Source organism: Streptomyces subrutilus (assembly GCF_001746425.1).
Classification (GTDB): Bacteria; Actinomycetota; Actinomycetes; order Streptomycetales; family Streptomycetaceae; genus Streptomyces; species Streptomyces subrutilus_A.
The window spans coordinates 4,958,544-4,973,933 of record NZ_MEHK01000001.1; the positions used below are offsets into that span (position 1 = coordinate 4,958,544).

The following is a 15,390-nucleotide window of genomic DNA, read 5'->3' on the forward strand; positions in this document are numbered from 1 at the left end:
AAGCGGACATAGCATCCGTTCGCTTGCTACGTTTCGTCTATGACCGCTCTGACGGCACAGGTGGCGGAGCCCGCCCCGCCCCCACCGCCCGACGCCGGCGCCCCCAAGCGCCGGGGCGTCGAGCTGACGCTCCTCGTCGGCGCCGTCCTGATCTCCGTACTCGGCCACCTCCACGTCGGTCTCGCCACCACCGGCCACGTCCCCCGGCCCGCCGCCCACTACGCCGCCGGCCTCGCGGTCGCCGCCCTGCTCGCGCACCTCGCCGTCCGCTTCCGGGCCCCGTACGCCGACCCGCTCGTGCTGCCGATCGCCGTCCTGCTCAACGGACTCGGCCTCGTCCTCATCCAGCGCCTCGACGCGACCACCCCCGGCCACCTCGCCGCCGGGGACCAGCTGCGCTGGTCCGCACTGGGGGTGGCGCTCTTCGTCCTGGTCGTCCTGGTCCTGCGCGACCACCGGGTGCTCCAGCGCTACGCGTACCTCTCCGTCGCCGTCGCCCTCGTGCTGATGCTCGTCCCCGTCTTCTTCCCGGCGGTCAACGGCGCCCACATCTGGATCCGCTTCGCCGGGCTCTCCTTCCAGCCGGGGGAGTTCGCCAAGATCCTGCTCGCCGTCTTCTTCGCCTCCTACCTCGCCGCGAACCGCACCGCCCTCGCCCTCACCGGCCGCCGGCTCTTCTGGAAGCTGCGCCTCCTGCCGGGCCGGGTCCTCGGGCCGATCCTCGCGATCTGGGCGCTGAGCGTCGGCGTGCTGGTCCTGGAGCGGGACCTCGGGACCTCGCTGCTGTTCTTCGGACTGTTCGTGATCATGCTGTTCACGGCGACGGGACGCATCGGCTGGATCGCCATCGGCCTCGTCCTCGCCGGGCTCGGCGCCTACGCCGTCGGGACCTTCGAACCGCACGTGAACAGCCGTGTCGACGACTGGCTGAATCCTTTCGCCTCCATCGAGCGCGGTGAAGGCCCCGGCCAGCTCGCGCAGTCCCTCTTCGCGTTCGGCGCCGGCGGCCTGCTCGGCGCCGGGCTCGGCCACGGCCAGTCCTTCCTCATCGGCTTCGCCGCCAAGTCGGACTTCATCCTCGCCACCGCCGGCGAGGAGCTCGGCCTCGTCGGCCTCGCCGCGATCCTGATCCTCTACGGACTCCTCGTCTCCCGCGGCTTCCGCGCCGGGCTGGCCCTGCGCGACCCCTTCGGCCGCCTGCTCGCCACCGGCCTCGCCTCCATCGTCGCGCTGCAGGTGTTCGTCATCGCGGGCGGCGTCACCGGCCTCATCCCGCTGACCGGCATGGCCATGCCCTTCCTCGCCCAGGGCGGCTCCTCCGTCGTCACCAACTGGATCATCGTCGCCCTGCTGGTCCGGCTCAGCGACAGCGCCCGCAGGCCCGCACCGCAGGAGCCCCCCGAGTGATCCGCTACATCCGCTGGTGCGGGTACTTCTGCGCCCTGCTGCTCGTCGCCCTGCTGGTCAACATCGCCCGCGTGCAGGTCTGGGAGTCCGCCGCCTACGGCGCGAACCCGGCCAACAAGCGCCCCGCGATCGAGCGCTACGCGCAGCCGCGCGGGAACATCCTCGTCGACGGGCGTCCCGTCACCGGCTCCCGTGACAGCGGCCAACTGCTGCGCTACGAGCGGACCTACGCCAACGGCCCCCTGTACGCGCCCGTCACCGGCTTCTCCTCCCAGACGTACGGGACCAGCTTCGTCGAGCGGGCCGAGGACCCGGTCCTCGCGGGCACGGACCCGGGGCTCTCGGCCTTCCCGCTCTGGTACGACCTGACGCGCGGCCGCCCGGCCGGCGGGAACGCGGCCACCACCGTCCGGGCCGGCGTGCAGCTGGCCGCGTACGCCGGGCTCGCGGGCAAACGGGGTGCGGTGGCCGCCGTCGAGCCGGCCACCGGGAAGATCCTCGCGCTGGTCAGCAGCCCCTCGTACGACCCCGCCGCGCTCTCCGGCACGGGCAGCCGGGTCAAGGCGCAGTGGGCGCGGCTGAACACGGACCCCGACCGGCCGATGCTCAACCGGGCGCTGCGCGAGACCTATCCGCCCGGCTCCACCTTCAAGATCGTGACGGCGGCGGCGGCCCTCGACGCGGGGGTGGTCACCGACGTGGCCGCGCCCACCGAGACCCCCGACCCCTACCCGCTGCCCGGCACCCGCACCCTGCTGCCGAACGCGGGCACGGGCTGCCAGGACGCCTCGATGGCCGAGGCGGTGCAGTGGTCCTGCAACACGGTGATGGCGAAGATCGGGGTGCGGGTCGGGCTGCGCGGCATGGTGGAGGCGGCGGAGCGCTTCGGGTTCAACCGGGACGGGCTGCGGGTGCCCTCGTGGGTGTCGCGGTCGAACTTCGACACCGACATGAGCCAGGACCAGCTGGCCCTGTCCGCGATCGGGCAGTTCAACACCCGGGCCACGCCGCTGCAGATGGCGATGGTGGCGGCGGCGGTCGCCAACGGCGGGGAGCTCAAGTCCCCCTACCTGGTGGACCGCACCACGCAGGACGACGGGTCCCCCGTGCGGCGCGGCGACCAGCGCAGCCTGGGCCGCGCCATGGACCCGGCCACCGCGCTGCGGATGCAGGAGCTGATGGTGAAGGTGGTGGAGGACGGGACGGGGAAGAACGCGTCGATCCCGGGCGCGGTGGTCGGCGGCAAGACGGGCACCGCCCAGCACGGGGTCGGCAACGCGGGCACCCCCTACGCCTGGTTCATCTCCTGGGCGAGGGCCGAGGGTGCCCCGCTGCCGGCCGTGGCCGTCGCGGTGGTGGTCGAGGACGCGGCGGCGAACCGGGGAGACATCAGCGGCAACCTGGCCGCGGCACCGATCGCCCGGGCCGTGATGGAGGCGGCGCTGTCCGCGCGGTGACCCCGGCCCGCGCGGTGGGACATGCCGCCGGGGCGGGCCGTAAGGGGGGCCACACGGGGGCCGTGCGGGGGCCCCTGCCGGGCGGCCTTGCGGGGCGGCCGTCCGGGGGTGGGCCGCACGGGTCGGGCCGGGCTTCGATTAGGGTCGGGGGAGCAGCGAACCGCGTACCCACGCACGACCCCGAGGAGCAGCCGTGAGCGAGCCTGCGTCCACCGCACTGCAGCAGCAGATCGCCCGGGAACTCCTGGTGAGCGAGACCTTCGACGCGGAGCGCGAGATCGAGCGCCGGGTGGCCTTCCTCACCGAGCGGCTCACCTCGACCGGCCTGCGCTCCCTGGTCCTCGGCATCAGCGGAGGCGTGGACTCCACCACCGCCGGGCGGCTGTGCCAGCTCGCCGTGGAGCGGGCCCGCGCGGCCGGGCACGCGGCCTCCTTCTACGCGATGCGGCTGCCCTACGGGGTCCAGGCCGACGAGAAGGACGCCCAGCTCGCCCTCTCCTTCATCCGCGCGGACCGGGTCCTGACCGTCGACGTGAAGCCCGCGAGCGACGCCGCCCTCGAGGCCTCGATCGCCGGCGGGGTGGCCTTCCGCGACGCGCACCACCGGGACTTCGTCCAGGGCAACATCAAGGCCCGCCAGCGTATGATCGCGCAGTACGCGGTCGCCGGCGCGCACGACGGCCTGGTGGTCGGCACCGACCACGCCGCCGAGGCGGTCTCCGGCTTCTTCACCAAGTTCGGCGACGGCGCCGCCGACCTCGTCCCGCTGACCGGCCTGACCAAGCGCCGGGTGCGCGCCGTCGCGGACGCCCTGGGCGCCCCCGCCGAGCTCGTGTGGAAGGTCCCGACGGCCGACCTGGAGACCCTCGACCCGGGCAAGGCCGACGAGGAGGCGCTCGGGGTCACGTACGACGACATCGACGACTTCCTGGAGGGCAAGCCGGTGGACGGGCACGCCTTCGAGATCATCGCCCGCCGCTACCGGCTCACCGAGCACAAGCGGCAGCTCCCGATCGCGCCGTAGCGCCCGGTCCGGCCGGGGCGCCGGGCCTCAGGCGTCCGCCCCGTCGGAGACGGCGGCGCGGACCTCCGCCACCCGCTGCGACTCCTCGGCCGCGAACCGCTCGCGGTCGAGGGCCTCGGCGATCTCCTCGTCCTGCCGCATCAGCAGGTCCAGGTTGGAGTCGCCCATCTCGAAGACGCCCATCTCCAGATACGCCTTCTGCAGCCGCTCGCCCCACAGCCCGATGTCCTTCACGCACGGCACGATCCGGCTGAACAGCAGCCTGCGGAACAGGGCCAGGAACTCCGACTGCTCGCTGAACTGCTCGGCCTCCTTCTTCGGGATGCCGAAGTTCTCCAGCACCTCCACCCCGCGCAGCCGGTCGCGCATCAGGTAGCAGCCCTCGATCACGAACTCCTCGCGCTCGCGCAGCTCGGCGTCCGTCAGCTGCTTGTAGTAGTCGCGCAGCGCCATCCGCCCGAACGCCACGTGCCGGGCCTCGTCCTGCATCACGTACGCCAGGATCTGCTGGGGCAGCGGCTTGTCGGTCGTGTCGCGGATCATCCCGAAGGCGGCCAGCGCCAGCCCCTCGATGAGCACCTGCATGCCCAGGTAGGGCATGTCCCAGCGGGAGTCGCGCAGGGTGTCGCCCAGCAGCCCCTGGAGGCTCTTGTTGATCGGGTACAGCATCCCGACCTTCTCGTGCAGGAACCGCCCGAAGATCTCGGCGTGCCGGGCCTCGTCCATGGTCTGGGTGGCGGAGTAGAACTTCGCGTCCAGGTCCGGCACGGACTCCACGATCCGCGCCGCGCACACCATCGCGCCCTGCTCGCCGTGCAGGAACTGGCTGAACTGCCAGGAGGCGTAGTGCCGGCGCAGCTCGCCCTTGTCCCGCTCGGTGAGCTTGGTCCAGTGCCGCGTCCCGTACAGGGTCAGCGCCTCGTCCGGGGTGCCGAGCGGGTCGTACGGGTCCACCTCGGTGTCCCAGTCGATGCGCTTGGCGCCGTCCCACTGCTTGTCCTTGCCCTTCTGGTAGAGCGCGAGGAGGCGTTCGCGGCCTTCGTCGTACTCCCAGCTGAAGCGGGCCGAGCCGGAGGAGGGGATCTGCCAGACGCCCTCGCCCGGGTCCGTGGTGTAGCGCTCGTGCGTCGACACTGACGCCCCCTTTGTCGCCTACTGCCCTACAGGACCGGTCAGTTGGCAGCGTCACACGTTGGTAGACGCGCGGTCAACAAGTCGTGCGCGGGGGATTGACGACCTTGCTGACAAGCAGTCTCATAACCAGTGACCGCCGGTAACTCGACGACGAGGTGTCCGAAGCCATGACGACCGTGACCGATCGAGCCGCGCTGAGGGACGCCCTCGGCCTGCTCAAGGACCGCGAGCAGATCGCCGAGCGGCTGCTCGAATCCTCCGCCAAGCACTCCTTCGACCCCGACAAGGAACTCGACTGGGACGCCCCGCTGATCGAGGGCAAGTACTACTGGCCCCCCGAGCTGCTCTCCCTCTACGACACCCCCCTCTGGAAGAGGATGGGGGAGGAGCAGCGCATCGACCTCTCCCGCCACGAGGCGGCGGCGCTCGGCTCCCTCGGCATCTGGTTCGAGATCATCCTCATGCAGCTCCTGGTCCGGCACATCTACGACAAGTCCCTGACCAGCAACCACGTGCGCTATGCGCTCACCGAGATCGCCGACGAGTGCCGCCACTCGATGATGTTCGCCCGCATGATCCAGAAGGCCGGCGCCCCCGCCTACCCGGTCTCCCGCGTCAACCACAACCTCGCCCGCGTCCTCAAGACCGTCTCCACCACCCCCGGTTCCTTCGCCTGCACCCTCCTCGGCGAGGAGATCCTCGACTGGATGCAGCGCCTGACCTTCCCGGACGAGCGCGTCCAGCCGCTGATCCGCGGCGTCACCCGGATCCACGTCATCGAGGAGGCCCGGCACGTCCGGTACGCCCGCGAGGAACTGCGCCGCCAGATGCTGACGGCCCCGCGCTGGGAGCAGGAGCTCACCCGCGTCAGCTGCGGCGAGGCCGCCCGCGTCTTCTCCCTGGCCTTCGTGAATCCGGCGGTGTACGAGAACGTGGGCCTCGACCGCCGCGAGGCCGTCGCCCAGGTCAAGGCGAGCGGCCACCGCCGCGAGGTCATGCAGACCGGCGCCAAGCGGCTCACCGACTTCCTCGACGACATCGGCGTGCTGCGCGGAGTCGGCCGCAGGCTGTGGAAGAGCTCGGGCCTCCTGGCCTGATGCCGTGACCCGGTGAAGCGTTCCGGTCACGGCCCGGGGGACGTCGTCTACTCTGCGGGCATGACCGTACGCGCGTACCGCAGGCTGAGCGTCGAGGAGCGGCGGGCCCAACTCCTCGACGCCGCCCTGTCGCTGTTCGCGCACCGGGCGCCGGAGGAGATCTCGCTCGACGACGTGGCCGAGGCCGCCGGGGTCTCGCGCCCGCTCGTCTACCGCTACTTCCCCGGCGGCAAGCAGCAGCTCTACGAGGCCGCCCTGCGCTCGGCGGCCGACCTCCTGGAGCTGTGCTTCGCGGAACCGCAGGAGGGCCCGCTGACCCGGCGCCTCGGCCGGGCCCTCGACCGCTACCTGGCCTTCGTCGACGAACACGACACCGGCTTCGCGGCCCTCCTCCAGGGCGGCAGCGTCGTGGAGACCTCGCGCACGACGGCGACGGTCGACGGCATCCGCCGGGCCGCCGCCGAACAGATCCTCCTCCACCTGGGGGTCCCCGCCCCCGGCCCCCGCCTGCGCATGATGGTCCGTACGTGGATCACCGCGGTCGAGGCGGCCTCCCTCATCTGGATCGACGAGGGCAAGCAGCCGCAGGTCGGGTCGCTGCGCGACTGGCTGGTGGACCAGTTCATCGCGCTGCTCACGGCCACCGCGGCCACGGATCCGGAAACGGCCGCCGCCGCCCGCGCCGCCCTCGCCCTGGAATCGGCGGACGGCCCGGTCGGGGTGCTGGCCCGGCGCGTGATCCCGGTGGTCTCCGAGGCCGCCCACCTCCTGTGACACTGGTGGAGTGAGAAGCGAACCGACCCCGTTCGAGGGCGGCCCGATGGACGGCCGGGTCCTCCCGATCCTCCTCGGCCCGACCGGCCACCCGCCGAAGTGGTACGAGATCCCGGTCCCGGCGCCGGACGGGGGCGCGCCGACGGTCCTCCTCTACGAACGCGTCCCGGCGGGCTACTCCAAACGCCTGGGCCTCCAGAAGGGCTGGAAGTACCGCCACGCCCCGACGGGCACAAAGCCCAAGCCCCGCTGGCCCTGGACCAAGCCGCCACGCCCCTGACATCCCACCCGGGCCCCGACCCACCCGGTCCGAAGGCCGAGCCCCGGCCGGAGGCCTGCTCCCGGCCGCAGGCCGCGCGGCCTGTGGCCAGTCAGCCCGGTAGGGAGAGGACCGCCTCCGCCCCGCCGCCCTCCGCCGTGCGGAACTCCAGCCGCGCCCCGATCGCCTCCGCCTGCCCCGCCGCGATCGTCAGGCCCAGCCCGTGCCCCTTGCCGCCGCTGCGGAACCGCTGGGGGCCGTGCGCCAGCAGGTAGTCGGGGAAGCCGTCGCCGTGGTCCCGTACCGTCACCACCGGCCCGTCCACCGTCAACACCACCGGCGCCCGCCCGTGCTTGTGCGCGTTGGCCACCAGATTGCCCAGCACCCGCTCCAGCCGCCGCCGGTCCGTCTCCACGTGCGCGTCCCGCACCACGACGACCTCCGTGTCCGTCCCGGACGCCCGCACCACCCGTACCGCCAGCCGCCCCAGCTGGTGCAGATCCGTCTCCGCCACCTCGCTGCCCGAGTCCAGCCGCGAGATCTCCAGCAGGTCCTCCGTCAGCTGCCGCATCGTCCGCACCCGCTCGCGCACCAGCTCCGTCGGCCGCCCCTCCGGCAGGAGCTCCGACGCCGCCTGCAACCCGGTCAGCGGCGTGCGCAGCTCGTGCGCCACGTCCGCCGTGAACCTCCGCTCGCTCTCCAGCTTCGCCTGCAGGCTCCCCGCCATCGTGTCCAGCGCCCCGGCCACCGTCGCCACCTCGTCCTGGTGCCGCGAGGGGTCCTTCGTGCGCGGGTCGCCGACCCGCGCGTCGAGGTCGCCCTGCGTGATCCGGCGCGCCACCGTCGCCGTCTGGTGCAGCCGGCGGGTCACGCGGGTCACCGCGAAGGCGCCGACCAGCAGCGTCCCGCCGATCGCCAGGACCGACGACCCGATGATCGCGTTGTCCAGCCCGCTGATCGTGCGCGCGCTCTGCTCGTAGTCGATGGCGGTGGCCAGCGCCCGCCCGTCCGCCGGAGCCGCCGCCCACATCGTCGGGCGGCCCCGGTAGTCGCCCACGACCGTCCCGCGCTGCCCGCCGAGGGCCAGCGCCCGCAGCCGGGGCGGCAGTCCCTCGGGATCCAGGGCCGAATCGGGGGGCAGGGCCTCCCCGGCCTCGTACGCGCGGGAGGCGTCCTGCAGCTTGCCGAGCGCCTTCTCGCGCGCCGTGGCCACGGTCTGCCGGGTCACCTCCACATGCACCAGCACGCCCAGCGCGGCCGCCAGCGCACAGCACATCACCACGATGAAGCACGCGGACTTCCAGGTCAGCGTGGCGGTCCAGGCGGGCAGCCGGGGTCTCACGGCGTGCCCGGGCCGTCGGGCGCGCCCGAGGTCTTCGACCGGGGGCCGGTCCCGGGCCCGGTGCCGGCCCCCGCGCCGGGGCCGTCGCCGCTGCCCGTCCCGGGACCCTTGCCGGGGCCCTTGCCCGCGCCCGCGCCGTGGCCGCCGTGACCGGGGTTCGCCGAGCCCTGCGGATTGCCCGGAACCCGTACGATCTGCTCGCGCGTCGGCAGCATGGTCAACTGCTTCTCGTCCCAGGACCAGGCGGTGATCAGCTCGTAGCCGTTGTTCCCGCTGGGCACCCGCAGGATCACGTCCCGCCCGGCCAGGTCCACGTTGATGACGGTCTGCGTCGTCGCCATGATGCGGTTGAGGCGTCCGTCGGCGTCCGCCGTGTACACCCGTACCGACATCATCTTGTCCGGGTACTCGATGCCGATGATCAGCTCGTCCTCGCCGTTGCCCGTGAGGTCCCGGTAGTACGGCGTCAGCACCGGGCACTCCCCGGGCTCCGCGCCCTCCTTGCCGCACTTCCTGATCGCGGCGGCGGTCTCGGCGGGCATCCCGTCCGGGCCGACGTCGGTCTTGGGATGGGCCCGCAGCTCCGCCTGCACCAGCGCCACCGGGTCCACGCCGTGCACGTCCTGGCCACGGACGGGGTCGATTCCCTTGACGTACTCGGGCGGAGCGCCGCCCGGATCGGCCGGCGGTACGACGGCACCCTGGCGGTCGGGCCACAGGTGCACGGGCCCGCTCGCGGTCGGCGTGGAGCCCGCGCCCACCAGCCCGCCCGCGTCGCCGCAGCCCGTCAGCAGGGGCAGCGCCGCGAGCAGGCCGGCGCATACGAGCGCCCGCGGAACGCGGGCGGCGGCCGGGCGGAAGGGAAACGTTTTCACAGAGCCCAGCGTCCTCCATGTCCGCAGCGGTACGACCTTCGGGTCCCGCCAACCTTATGCGGAGGTTTGCCCATTTCACTCAAGGCTTTTCGCGGGGCCCTGGTACCGCGGCGCCGGGCGTCAGTTCTCGGTCCGCCCGCGCCGCAGCATCGCGAAGCCGAGTCCGGCGGCGCCGACGGCCGCGATGCCGCCGCCCGCGGCGAGCAGGAAGACGCCCTCGCCCGGCCCGTCGGCCAAGGTGTCCAGGCGCAGCGACTCGGCCGGGCCGGTGGCCGCGGACCGGCTCCCGCCGCCCGCCGCCTGCGGCGCCGCCGCGGGGACGACCTGCCCGGTGCGGGTGCCGGTCTTGTGACCCTCGCCCGCGACGCCGCGGTCCTGGCCCTCGGCGGCGGCGTCGGCGCCCAACCAGGACGTCAGCCGGCCGTCGGACTCCAGCGCGAGGTGCAGGTCCCCGGCCCCGCCGAAGCCGGTGATCCCGTCACGGCTCGTCAGGGTGGTGGCCTTGTGGCCCCCGGCGGTCAGGATGTCGGCCCGGTACGCGCCTTCGGCGGTGCGGTAGACCTGGGCGGTGGAGGTGCCGTCCGCGAGGGTGAGGCTCTTGACCAGCACGGCCTGCGGTGCCGCGGAGTGCGCGGACGAGGCCGCGGGCACCCCTTCGGCGAGGGCGGCGGCAGCGGGCAGCGCCAGCAGGCTTCCGGCGCATGCGGTCACGGCGGCGGCGCGAACGAGAGTGCGGCGGCTGACGGTGCTCACGGGAAACCCTTCGGCGTCGGACGGTCCTGGTGGGGACAAACCTAGGGGTCGGCCGTTGCGGCAGAGCCCCGTTCTTGTAACAGCGATGTCGCAGGGTCACGTCGGAGTCGTTACACGGCGGGGGGATTGCCGAGCGGCGCCCGGGCTGCTCCCATGGACGGCGGGGGTGAGGGCCCATGAGGGGACTCAGGGTGATGCCGGGCGGCCGGGCCGCCGGGGGCCGGTTGTATGTCAATCTGCCCGACGGGCGCGCGGTGGCCTGGTACGACCGGCAGGCGAACCGGATCAGCGTCCTCGCGGACGACCACCGCGAGGCGATCCTCGCAGCGTTGCGGCCCTACCTGACCGGCCCGGTCTCGATCGGGCCCCCGCCGGTCCCCACGGCCGCCATCCTGGCCGGCCTCACCCTCCCGCCGGACGCGGACCTGGCCCCCAACCGCCCCGGCGAAACCCTCCTGGGCGAACTGGAACACGGCCCGGCCGGGACGAGGGCCCGCCAACGCCTGCGCCGGGACCTGGCGGCCCAGCAGCGGATGGGGGACACCTTCGACGCCCTGGAGCCGGAGGGCTGGCGGACCCTGCACTGCGTCCCGGTCCCGGGGTTCGGCCGCATCGACCACCTGCTCATCGGCCCCGCCGGAATCTACTGCGTCCGTACGGTCCCGGGCCGCCGCCAGCGCGCGGTGGCCGGCGACCTCCTGCTCACGGTCGGCCGCACGGAACCCCGCCCGGACCCCCGCTGGACCCGCCGCGCGGCAGCCCGCGCCGCCCACACCCTGAACGCCCAGGTCACCCCGGCCCTGGCCGTGGTCGACGCCTCCCGCGTAGAGGTGGCCCCCACCCTCCGCGACATCCGCGTCCTCCAACCCCCCACGGCCCCGGCAGCCCTCACGTCCTCCCCGCCCGCCCTCAAACCCCCGGACATCGAAGCCCTGTTCACCCTGGCCCGAGACACAAGAACCTGGCTGGGCCCCGCCTCCGGCAGCGCTTGACCCGCAGGCCCCGACAGCCGCGTGCCGGCCGATTCCAGGCCCGCCGGCGCTTGAAGCGGGGGCGCGAAGCGCCGTGCGGGTACCCGAGTCCGACAGCCGCGCGGATGCCCCGTCCAGTCCCGCCGACCCCGAGTCCGCCGGCCAACGCCGGCCCATCCCAGCCCCGCCGGCGTGTGAGGCGCGGGGTCCGGGGCGGAGCCCCAGTTCGGGAAGGGGCGGGTAGGGGAAAGCGCCGCAGGCCCCCGCCCCGCCCCGCCCAACCTCAGGCGGAGGTCCGCTTCCGCGCGGGCGCAGCCTTCTTCGCGGCCCCGGCCGTCTTCTTCGCCGCCGCCGAAGTCGATTTGGCGGCCGAAGCCGCCGACTTCCCGCCCGCCGCCGTCGACTTGGCCGTCTTCGCCGTCGACTTGGCCGCACGCGCCGTCTTCTTCGCCGCACCCGACGCCGTCTTCTTCGCCGCCGCCGAGGCAGCCGTCGACTTCTTCCCACCCACAGCCTTCGGCGCAGCGGCAGCGGCAGCCTTGCCCCGCCCCCCGCCCCCGACCGCCTTCCGCCGCCCCCGGATAGGCGTCACCTCGGCCTCGGCCCCGGCCTCACCCCCGGCTTCGGCCGAGCCCCCGGCCCCGGCCCCGCCATCCGCCTCCCCCCGCGAAGCCTTCGCCGCCTGCACGCTCTTCTCCAGCGCCGCCATCAGGTCGATCACCTGCCCCCCGGCCGGCTCCACAACGGCCTCCGACGGCTCGAACGCCCCTCCCGCCTTGGCCGCGATCATCGCCTCCACGGCCTCGCGGTAGTCGTCGTGCAGCGAGGACAGCTCGACCTCGCCCAACGTCGCCATCAGCGCGTCCGCCAGGTCGAGTTCGGCGTCCCGCACGCTCACGTCCGCGTCCGGCGCCACCCCCTCCGGCGCCCTGATCTCATCCGGCCACAGCAGCCCGTGCATCGCGATCACGTCGTCCACGACCCGCAGCATGCCCAGCCGCTCCCGCCCCCGCAGCGCGTACTTGGCGATCGCGACCTTCCGGCTCCGCTTGAGCGCCTCCCGCAGCAGGGTGTAGGGCTTCGCCGCCGTGGCCCCGTTCGCCGCGAGGTAGTACGCCGCGCCCATCTGCAGCGGATCGATCTCGTCCGCCGGTACGAACGACATGATCTCGATCGTCCGGGCCGTCGCGATCGGCAGCTGCGCGAGGTCCTCGTCCGTGATCGGGATGATCGATCCGTCCGCCTCCTCGTACCCCTTCCCGATCTCGTCGCCCGGCACCTCCTCGCCGTCCAGCTCGCACACCTTGCGGTAGCGGATCCGCCCGCCGTCGCCGAGGTGGATCTGACGGAAGGAGATCGAGTGGCTCTCGGTGGCGTTGACGAGCTTGATCGGAATGCTGACCAAGCCGAAGGAAATCGCCCCGTTCCAAATGGATCGCACGGTTCCTCCTGATTCGTGGCAATCTCATCGTATGACGCCGATCACACTGGTGGAGGGCCGTCGCATCGGGCTGAGCAATCTCGACAAGGTGCTCTACCCCGAGACCGGCTTCACCAAGGGCGAGGTCCTGCACTACTACGCCACCGTCGCGGGCTTCCTCCTGCCCCACATCCACGACCGGCCGGTGTCCTTCCTGCGCTATCCCGACGGCCCGGACGGCCAGCTCTTCTTCACCAAGAACCCGCCGCCCGGCACGCCCGACTGGGTGAAGACCACCCCCGTGCCGCGCTCCGTGGACCTCTCCGCCGAACAGGTGGTCGTCGCCGATCTGGCCACCCTCATGTGGTCCGCCAACCTCGTCGTCGAGTTCCACACCCCCCAGTGGACCGCCGGCAGCCCCGCCGTCGCCGACCGCATGGTCCTCGACCTCGACCCCGGCGCGCCCGCCTCCGTCGTCGAGTGCTGCGCCGCCGCGCTCTGGCTGCGCGACCGGCTCGCCGCCGACGGCCTGCACGCGTACGCCAAGACCTCCGGCTCCAAGGGCATGCACCTGGCGGTGCCCCTGGAGCCGACCCCCTCCGAGCGGGTGTCGGCGTACGCGAAGCTGCTCGCCCAGGAAGCCGAACGCGAGCTCCCCGACCTGGTCGTGCACCGCATGGCCAAGGCGCTGCGCCCCGGCAAGGTCTTCGTCGACCACAGCCAGAACGCCGCCGCCAAGACCACCGCCGCGCCCTACACCCTGCGCGCACGGGCCCGGCCGACCGCGTCCGCGCCGGTGTCATGGGAGGAGGTCGAGGCCTGTCGGCACCCTTCCGACCTGGTCTTCCTCGCCGACGACATCCCGCCGAGGCTGGAGCGCGACGGGGACCTCTTCGGCCCGCTGGCCGACCCCGACCGCGCGGGCCGGCTGCCCGGGACGCGAGGAGCCCGGCCGTGATCCGCGTCGCGCTGGCCACGGCCGTACGGACCCTCCCGCGCGGGGCGGGCCTGGCGTACGAGCCGAAGTTCGACGGCCACCGCCTGGTCATCGTGCGCACGGAGGCCGAGGTCGTGCTCCAGGCGCGCTCCGGCCGGATCGTGACCAGCGCCTTCCCCGATCTGGAGGTGGCCGCCCGGCAGCTGCCCGCCGGTACCGTCCTCGACGGCGAGGTGGTGGTCTGGCACGCGGGCCGCACCGACTTCGCGCTGGTGCAGCGCCGGGCGGCCGCCACGGCCGCGCGGGCCCCCGTGCTCGCGCAGACGCTGCCGGCCTCGTACGCCGCCTTCGACGTGCTGGAACTGGCCGGGCTGGACCTGCGCGGGCGGGCGTACGAGCGCCGCCGGGCCCTCCTGGTGGACCTCCTGCTGCCACTCGGCCCGCCGCTGCAGCCGGTGCCGATGACCACCGACCCGGAACTCGCCGCCACCTGGTACGAGACCCTGCCGGCCAGCGGCATCGAGGGCCTGGTCGTCAAACGGCTGGACCAGACCTACCCGGCCGGGCGGCGCGGCTGGCGGAAGCTGAGGCACACGGACGTGCGTGACGCGGCGGTGGTCGGCTACACGGGGACCCCGCGCCGCCCGCTGGCCCTGGTGCTCGTGCTGCCGGTCGGGGACGAGACCCCGCTGGTGTCGAGCCCGCTGACGGCGGCCCTGCGCGCGGAAGTGGCGGAAGCGGTGGCGGCGCGGGCGGCGGGGGGTCCGTCCGGGGGGACGGTCACCGCGATCGGCCTCGGCGAGGTGCCCTTCCGGCCGCTCGACCCGCCCCTGACGGCGGAGGTCCGCCACACCTCGGCCCGTCATCCGCCGCCCGAGGTGCTGCGGCTGCGTACAGACTTCTGATGCGCACACCTCTGACCCGCGCGGGAGGCGCGGGCCAGAGGGAGTGCGGGGGCGACCGGTGTCGGGGTCAGCTGTGAGCGCCGCGCCCCGAGTCCGGGGGCGCCCCGGGCTGCGGGTGCGGACCGGGGCCCTCCGGGTGCTTGTGACCGGACTCGCGCGCCCTGCGGACCTCTTCCGGGTGGCTGGAGGTGGTGGAGCCGAAGTTCCCGTAGCCCTGCATCTCGTGCGGCCTCAGACCGCCCTCGGGGATCTCCACGTGGTCGCGTTCCTCGCGGACCTCGTAGACGGCTCCGCCGTTCGGCAGGTGGGGCTGGCTCTCGGGGGGGGGGGGGGGGGGCTCCTTCGCCCGGACCCGCTGCCCCAGCCTGAAGCCGGCGAGCAGGAAACCCGCGACGATGATCCCGACGATCAGGAACCAGGCGATGTCGGTCAGGGTCGAGTCCACGCTGAGGATCGTGTCCATGGGACCCAGTTTCTCGCACTTGGGGGCGATATGCGCTGTTCTGGCCCGGATACCGTGCGCCATCCGGGGTACGCGCCAGGCACAGCCGAACGCAGCCCGAAGCGATCCCGAGCCGCCGAGGAGGCCGGTCATGCCCCGCGGATCTTCCCCCAAGCGCGAACGTCAGTACGAGCACATCAAGGAGGGCCTGGAGGAGCGCGGCCAACCGGAGGAGAAGGCCAAGGAGATCGCCGCCCGGACGGTCAACAAGGAACGCGCCCGGGCCGGCGAGTCCAAAACCGCGAGCAAGGAGTCCCTGGAGGACATGTCCTCGTCCCGCCGCGGCGGCCTGCACTCCCACTCCGGCCCGCAGGGCCCCACGTACGACCAGCTCTACGCGGAGGCTCGGCGCCGCAACGTCCACGGCCGCTCGAACATGGACAAGGAACAGCTCAAGCGGGCTCTGGGCGAGAGCTGACGCGCCTTGCGGAAGAGCTGATCCGCGACTGACCGGGGCGACTGGCCGCCCCCGCCCGCGCAGCGCGGACTCGAGGGAGGCGAGCCTGCGGGCGAAGGGCGGCAGCAGGGGTGCC

16 protein-coding genes are annotated in these 15,390 nt (G+C 73.4%); 10 read left to right on the forward strand and 6 right to left on the reverse strand.

Translation table 11 applies throughout. From position 1 onward, the window contains the following. Positions 1 to 39 precede the first annotated feature (39 nt). The 3 genes from BGK67_RS23470 (at position 40) to nadE (ending at position 3,888) form a co-directional block, all read left to right on the forward strand. A complete protein-coding gene (locus tag BGK67_RS23470; RefSeq protein ID WP_069921933.1) occupies positions 40 to 1,407 on the forward strand; it encodes an FtsW/RodA/SpoVE family cell cycle protein in 1,368 nt (455 codons plus the stop codon). Further along, positions 1,404 to 2,864: a penicillin-binding transpeptidase domain-containing protein gene (locus BGK67_RS23475; protein WP_069921934.1), complete on the forward strand. Its 1,461-nt coding sequence runs from the start codon at positions 1,404 to 1,406 to the stop codon at positions 2,862 to 2,864. Before BGK67_RS23470 ends, BGK67_RS23475 begins: the two co-directional genes overlap by 4 nt. A gap of 193 nt (positions 2,865 to 3,057) precedes the next feature. Further along, a complete protein-coding gene (nadE, locus tag BGK67_RS23480; RefSeq protein WP_069921935.1) occupies positions 3,058 to 3,888 on the forward strand; it encodes an ammonia-dependent NAD(+) synthetase in 831 nt (276 codons plus the stop codon). A 27-nt stretch (positions 3,889 to 3,915) separates the two neighbouring features. Here nadE and BGK67_RS23485 read toward each other — a convergent pair whose 3' ends face one another. Continuing rightward, a complete protein-coding gene (locus tag BGK67_RS23485; RefSeq protein ID WP_069921936.1) occupies positions 3,916 to 5,022 on the reverse strand; it encodes a ferritin-like domain-containing protein in 1,107 nt (368 codons plus the stop codon). 167 nt (positions 5,023 to 5,189) lie between these two features. Between BGK67_RS23485 and BGK67_RS23490 the strand changes: the two genes are divergently transcribed. Genes BGK67_RS23490 through BGK67_RS23500 form a run of 3 tightly spaced genes read left to right on the forward strand, consistent with a single transcriptional unit; the run spans position 5,190 to position 7,173 of the window. Next, on the forward strand, positions 5,190 to 6,119 hold the full coding sequence (locus tag BGK67_RS23490; protein WP_069921937.1) for an AurF N-oxygenase family protein: 930 nt from the start codon (positions 5,190 to 5,192) through the stop codon (positions 6,117 to 6,119). A gap of 60 nt (positions 6,120 to 6,179) precedes the next feature. Further along, positions 6,180 to 6,893, forward strand: a complete 714-nt coding sequence (locus BGK67_RS23495; RefSeq protein ID WP_069924055.1) for a TetR/AcrR family transcriptional regulator — start codon at positions 6,180 to 6,182, stop codon at positions 6,891 to 6,893. A 10-nt stretch (positions 6,894 to 6,903) separates the two neighbouring features. Then, positions 6,904 to 7,173 (forward strand): hypothetical protein, encoded by a 270-nt coding sequence (locus BGK67_RS23500; protein WP_069921938.1) that lies wholly within the window; start codon positions 6,904 to 6,906, stop codon positions 7,171 to 7,173. A 91-nt stretch (positions 7,174 to 7,264) separates the two neighbouring features. Here BGK67_RS23500 and BGK67_RS23505 read toward each other — a convergent pair whose 3' ends face one another. The 3 genes from BGK67_RS23505 to BGK67_RS23515 all read right to left on the reverse strand — a co-directional run bounded on the left by BGK67_RS23505 (position 7,265) and on the right by BGK67_RS23515 (position 10,122). Next, entirely contained in the window at positions 7,265 to 8,494 is a 1,230-nt protein-coding gene (locus tag BGK67_RS23505) for a sensor histidine kinase (RefSeq protein WP_069921939.1), read from the reverse strand. After that, complete coding sequence (locus BGK67_RS23510) at positions 8,491 to 9,369, reverse strand: hypothetical protein (protein WP_244291300.1); 879 nt, start codon at positions 9,367 to 9,369, stop codon at positions 8,491 to 8,493. The genes BGK67_RS23505 and BGK67_RS23510 overlap by 4 nt, the downstream gene beginning before the upstream one ends. 120 nt (positions 9,370 to 9,489) lie before the next feature. After that, positions 9,490 to 10,122, reverse strand: coding sequence for a hypothetical protein (locus BGK67_RS23515; protein ID WP_069921941.1), 633 nt, complete (start codon positions 10,120 to 10,122; stop codon positions 9,490 to 9,492). Between the two features lie 176 nt (positions 10,123 to 10,298). Here BGK67_RS23515 and BGK67_RS23520 point away from each other — a divergent pair, with 176 nt between their 5' ends. Next, complete coding sequence (locus BGK67_RS23520) at positions 10,299 to 11,114, forward strand: nuclease-related domain-containing protein (RefSeq protein WP_069921942.1); 816 nt, start codon at positions 10,299 to 10,301, stop codon at positions 11,112 to 11,114. A gap of 262 nt (positions 11,115 to 11,376) precedes the next feature. Here the strand turns inward: BGK67_RS23520 and BGK67_RS23525 are convergent, their stop codons facing one another. Then, positions 11,377 to 12,534, reverse strand: coding sequence for a non-homologous end joining protein Ku (locus BGK67_RS23525; protein ID WP_069921943.1), 1,158 nt, complete (start codon positions 12,532 to 12,534; stop codon positions 11,377 to 11,379). Positions 12,535 to 12,565: 31 nt separating this feature from the next. Here BGK67_RS23525 and ligD point away from each other — a divergent pair, with 31 nt between their 5' ends. Then, positions 12,566 to 13,471, forward strand: coding sequence for a non-homologous end-joining DNA ligase (gene ligD, locus BGK67_RS23530; protein ID WP_069921944.1), 906 nt, complete (start codon positions 12,566 to 12,568; stop codon positions 13,469 to 13,471). Beyond that, entirely contained in the window at positions 13,471 to 14,355 is an 885-nt protein-coding gene (locus tag BGK67_RS23535; RefSeq protein WP_069924056.1) for an ATP-dependent DNA ligase, read from the forward strand. The genes ligD and BGK67_RS23535 overlap by 1 nt, the downstream gene beginning before the upstream one ends. A gap of 67 nt (positions 14,356 to 14,422) precedes the next feature. On the opposite strand, the gene BGK67_RS23540 is transcribed toward BGK67_RS23535, so the two are convergent. After that, positions 14,423 to 14,818, reverse strand: a complete 396-nt coding sequence (locus BGK67_RS23540) for a DUF6479 family protein (protein WP_069921945.1) — start codon at positions 14,816 to 14,818, stop codon at positions 14,423 to 14,425. A gap of 130 nt (positions 14,819 to 14,948) precedes the next feature. Here BGK67_RS23540 and BGK67_RS23545 point away from each other — a divergent pair, with 130 nt between their 5' ends. Then, positions 14,949 to 15,275, forward strand: coding sequence for a plasmid stabilization protein (locus BGK67_RS23545; protein WP_069921946.1), 327 nt, complete (start codon positions 14,949 to 14,951; stop codon positions 15,273 to 15,275). The last annotated feature ends 115 nt before the right edge of the window (positions 15,276 to 15,390 follow it).

Bases quoted from the DNA above. Each gene is read 5' to 3' on its own strand.
- BGK67_RS23470 (WP_069921933.1), top strand. From the start codon at position 40: ATGACCGCTCTGACGGCACAGGTGGCGGAGCCCGCCCCGCCCCCACCG.
- BGK67_RS23490 (WP_069921937.1), top strand. From the start codon at position 5,190: ATGACGACCGTGACCGATCGAGCCGCGCTGAGGGACGCCCTCGGCCTG.
- BGK67_RS23495 (WP_069924055.1), top strand. From the start codon at position 6,180: ATGACCGTACGCGCGTACCGCAGGCTGAGCGTCGAGGAGCGGCGGGCC.
- BGK67_RS23520 (WP_069921942.1), top strand. From the start codon at position 10,299: ATGAGGGGACTCAGGGTGATGCCGGGCGGCCGGGCCGCCGGGGGCCGG.
- ligD (WP_069921944.1), top strand. From the start codon at position 12,566: ATGACGCCGATCACACTGGTGGAGGGCCGTCGCATCGGGCTGAGCAAT.
- BGK67_RS23540 (WP_069921945.1), bottom strand. From the start codon at position 14,818: ATGGACACGATCCTCAGCGTGGACTCGACCCTGACCGACATCGCCTGG.
- BGK67_RS23545 (WP_069921946.1), top strand. From the start codon at position 14,949: ATGCCCCGCGGATCTTCCCCCAAGCGCGAACGTCAGTACGAGCACATC.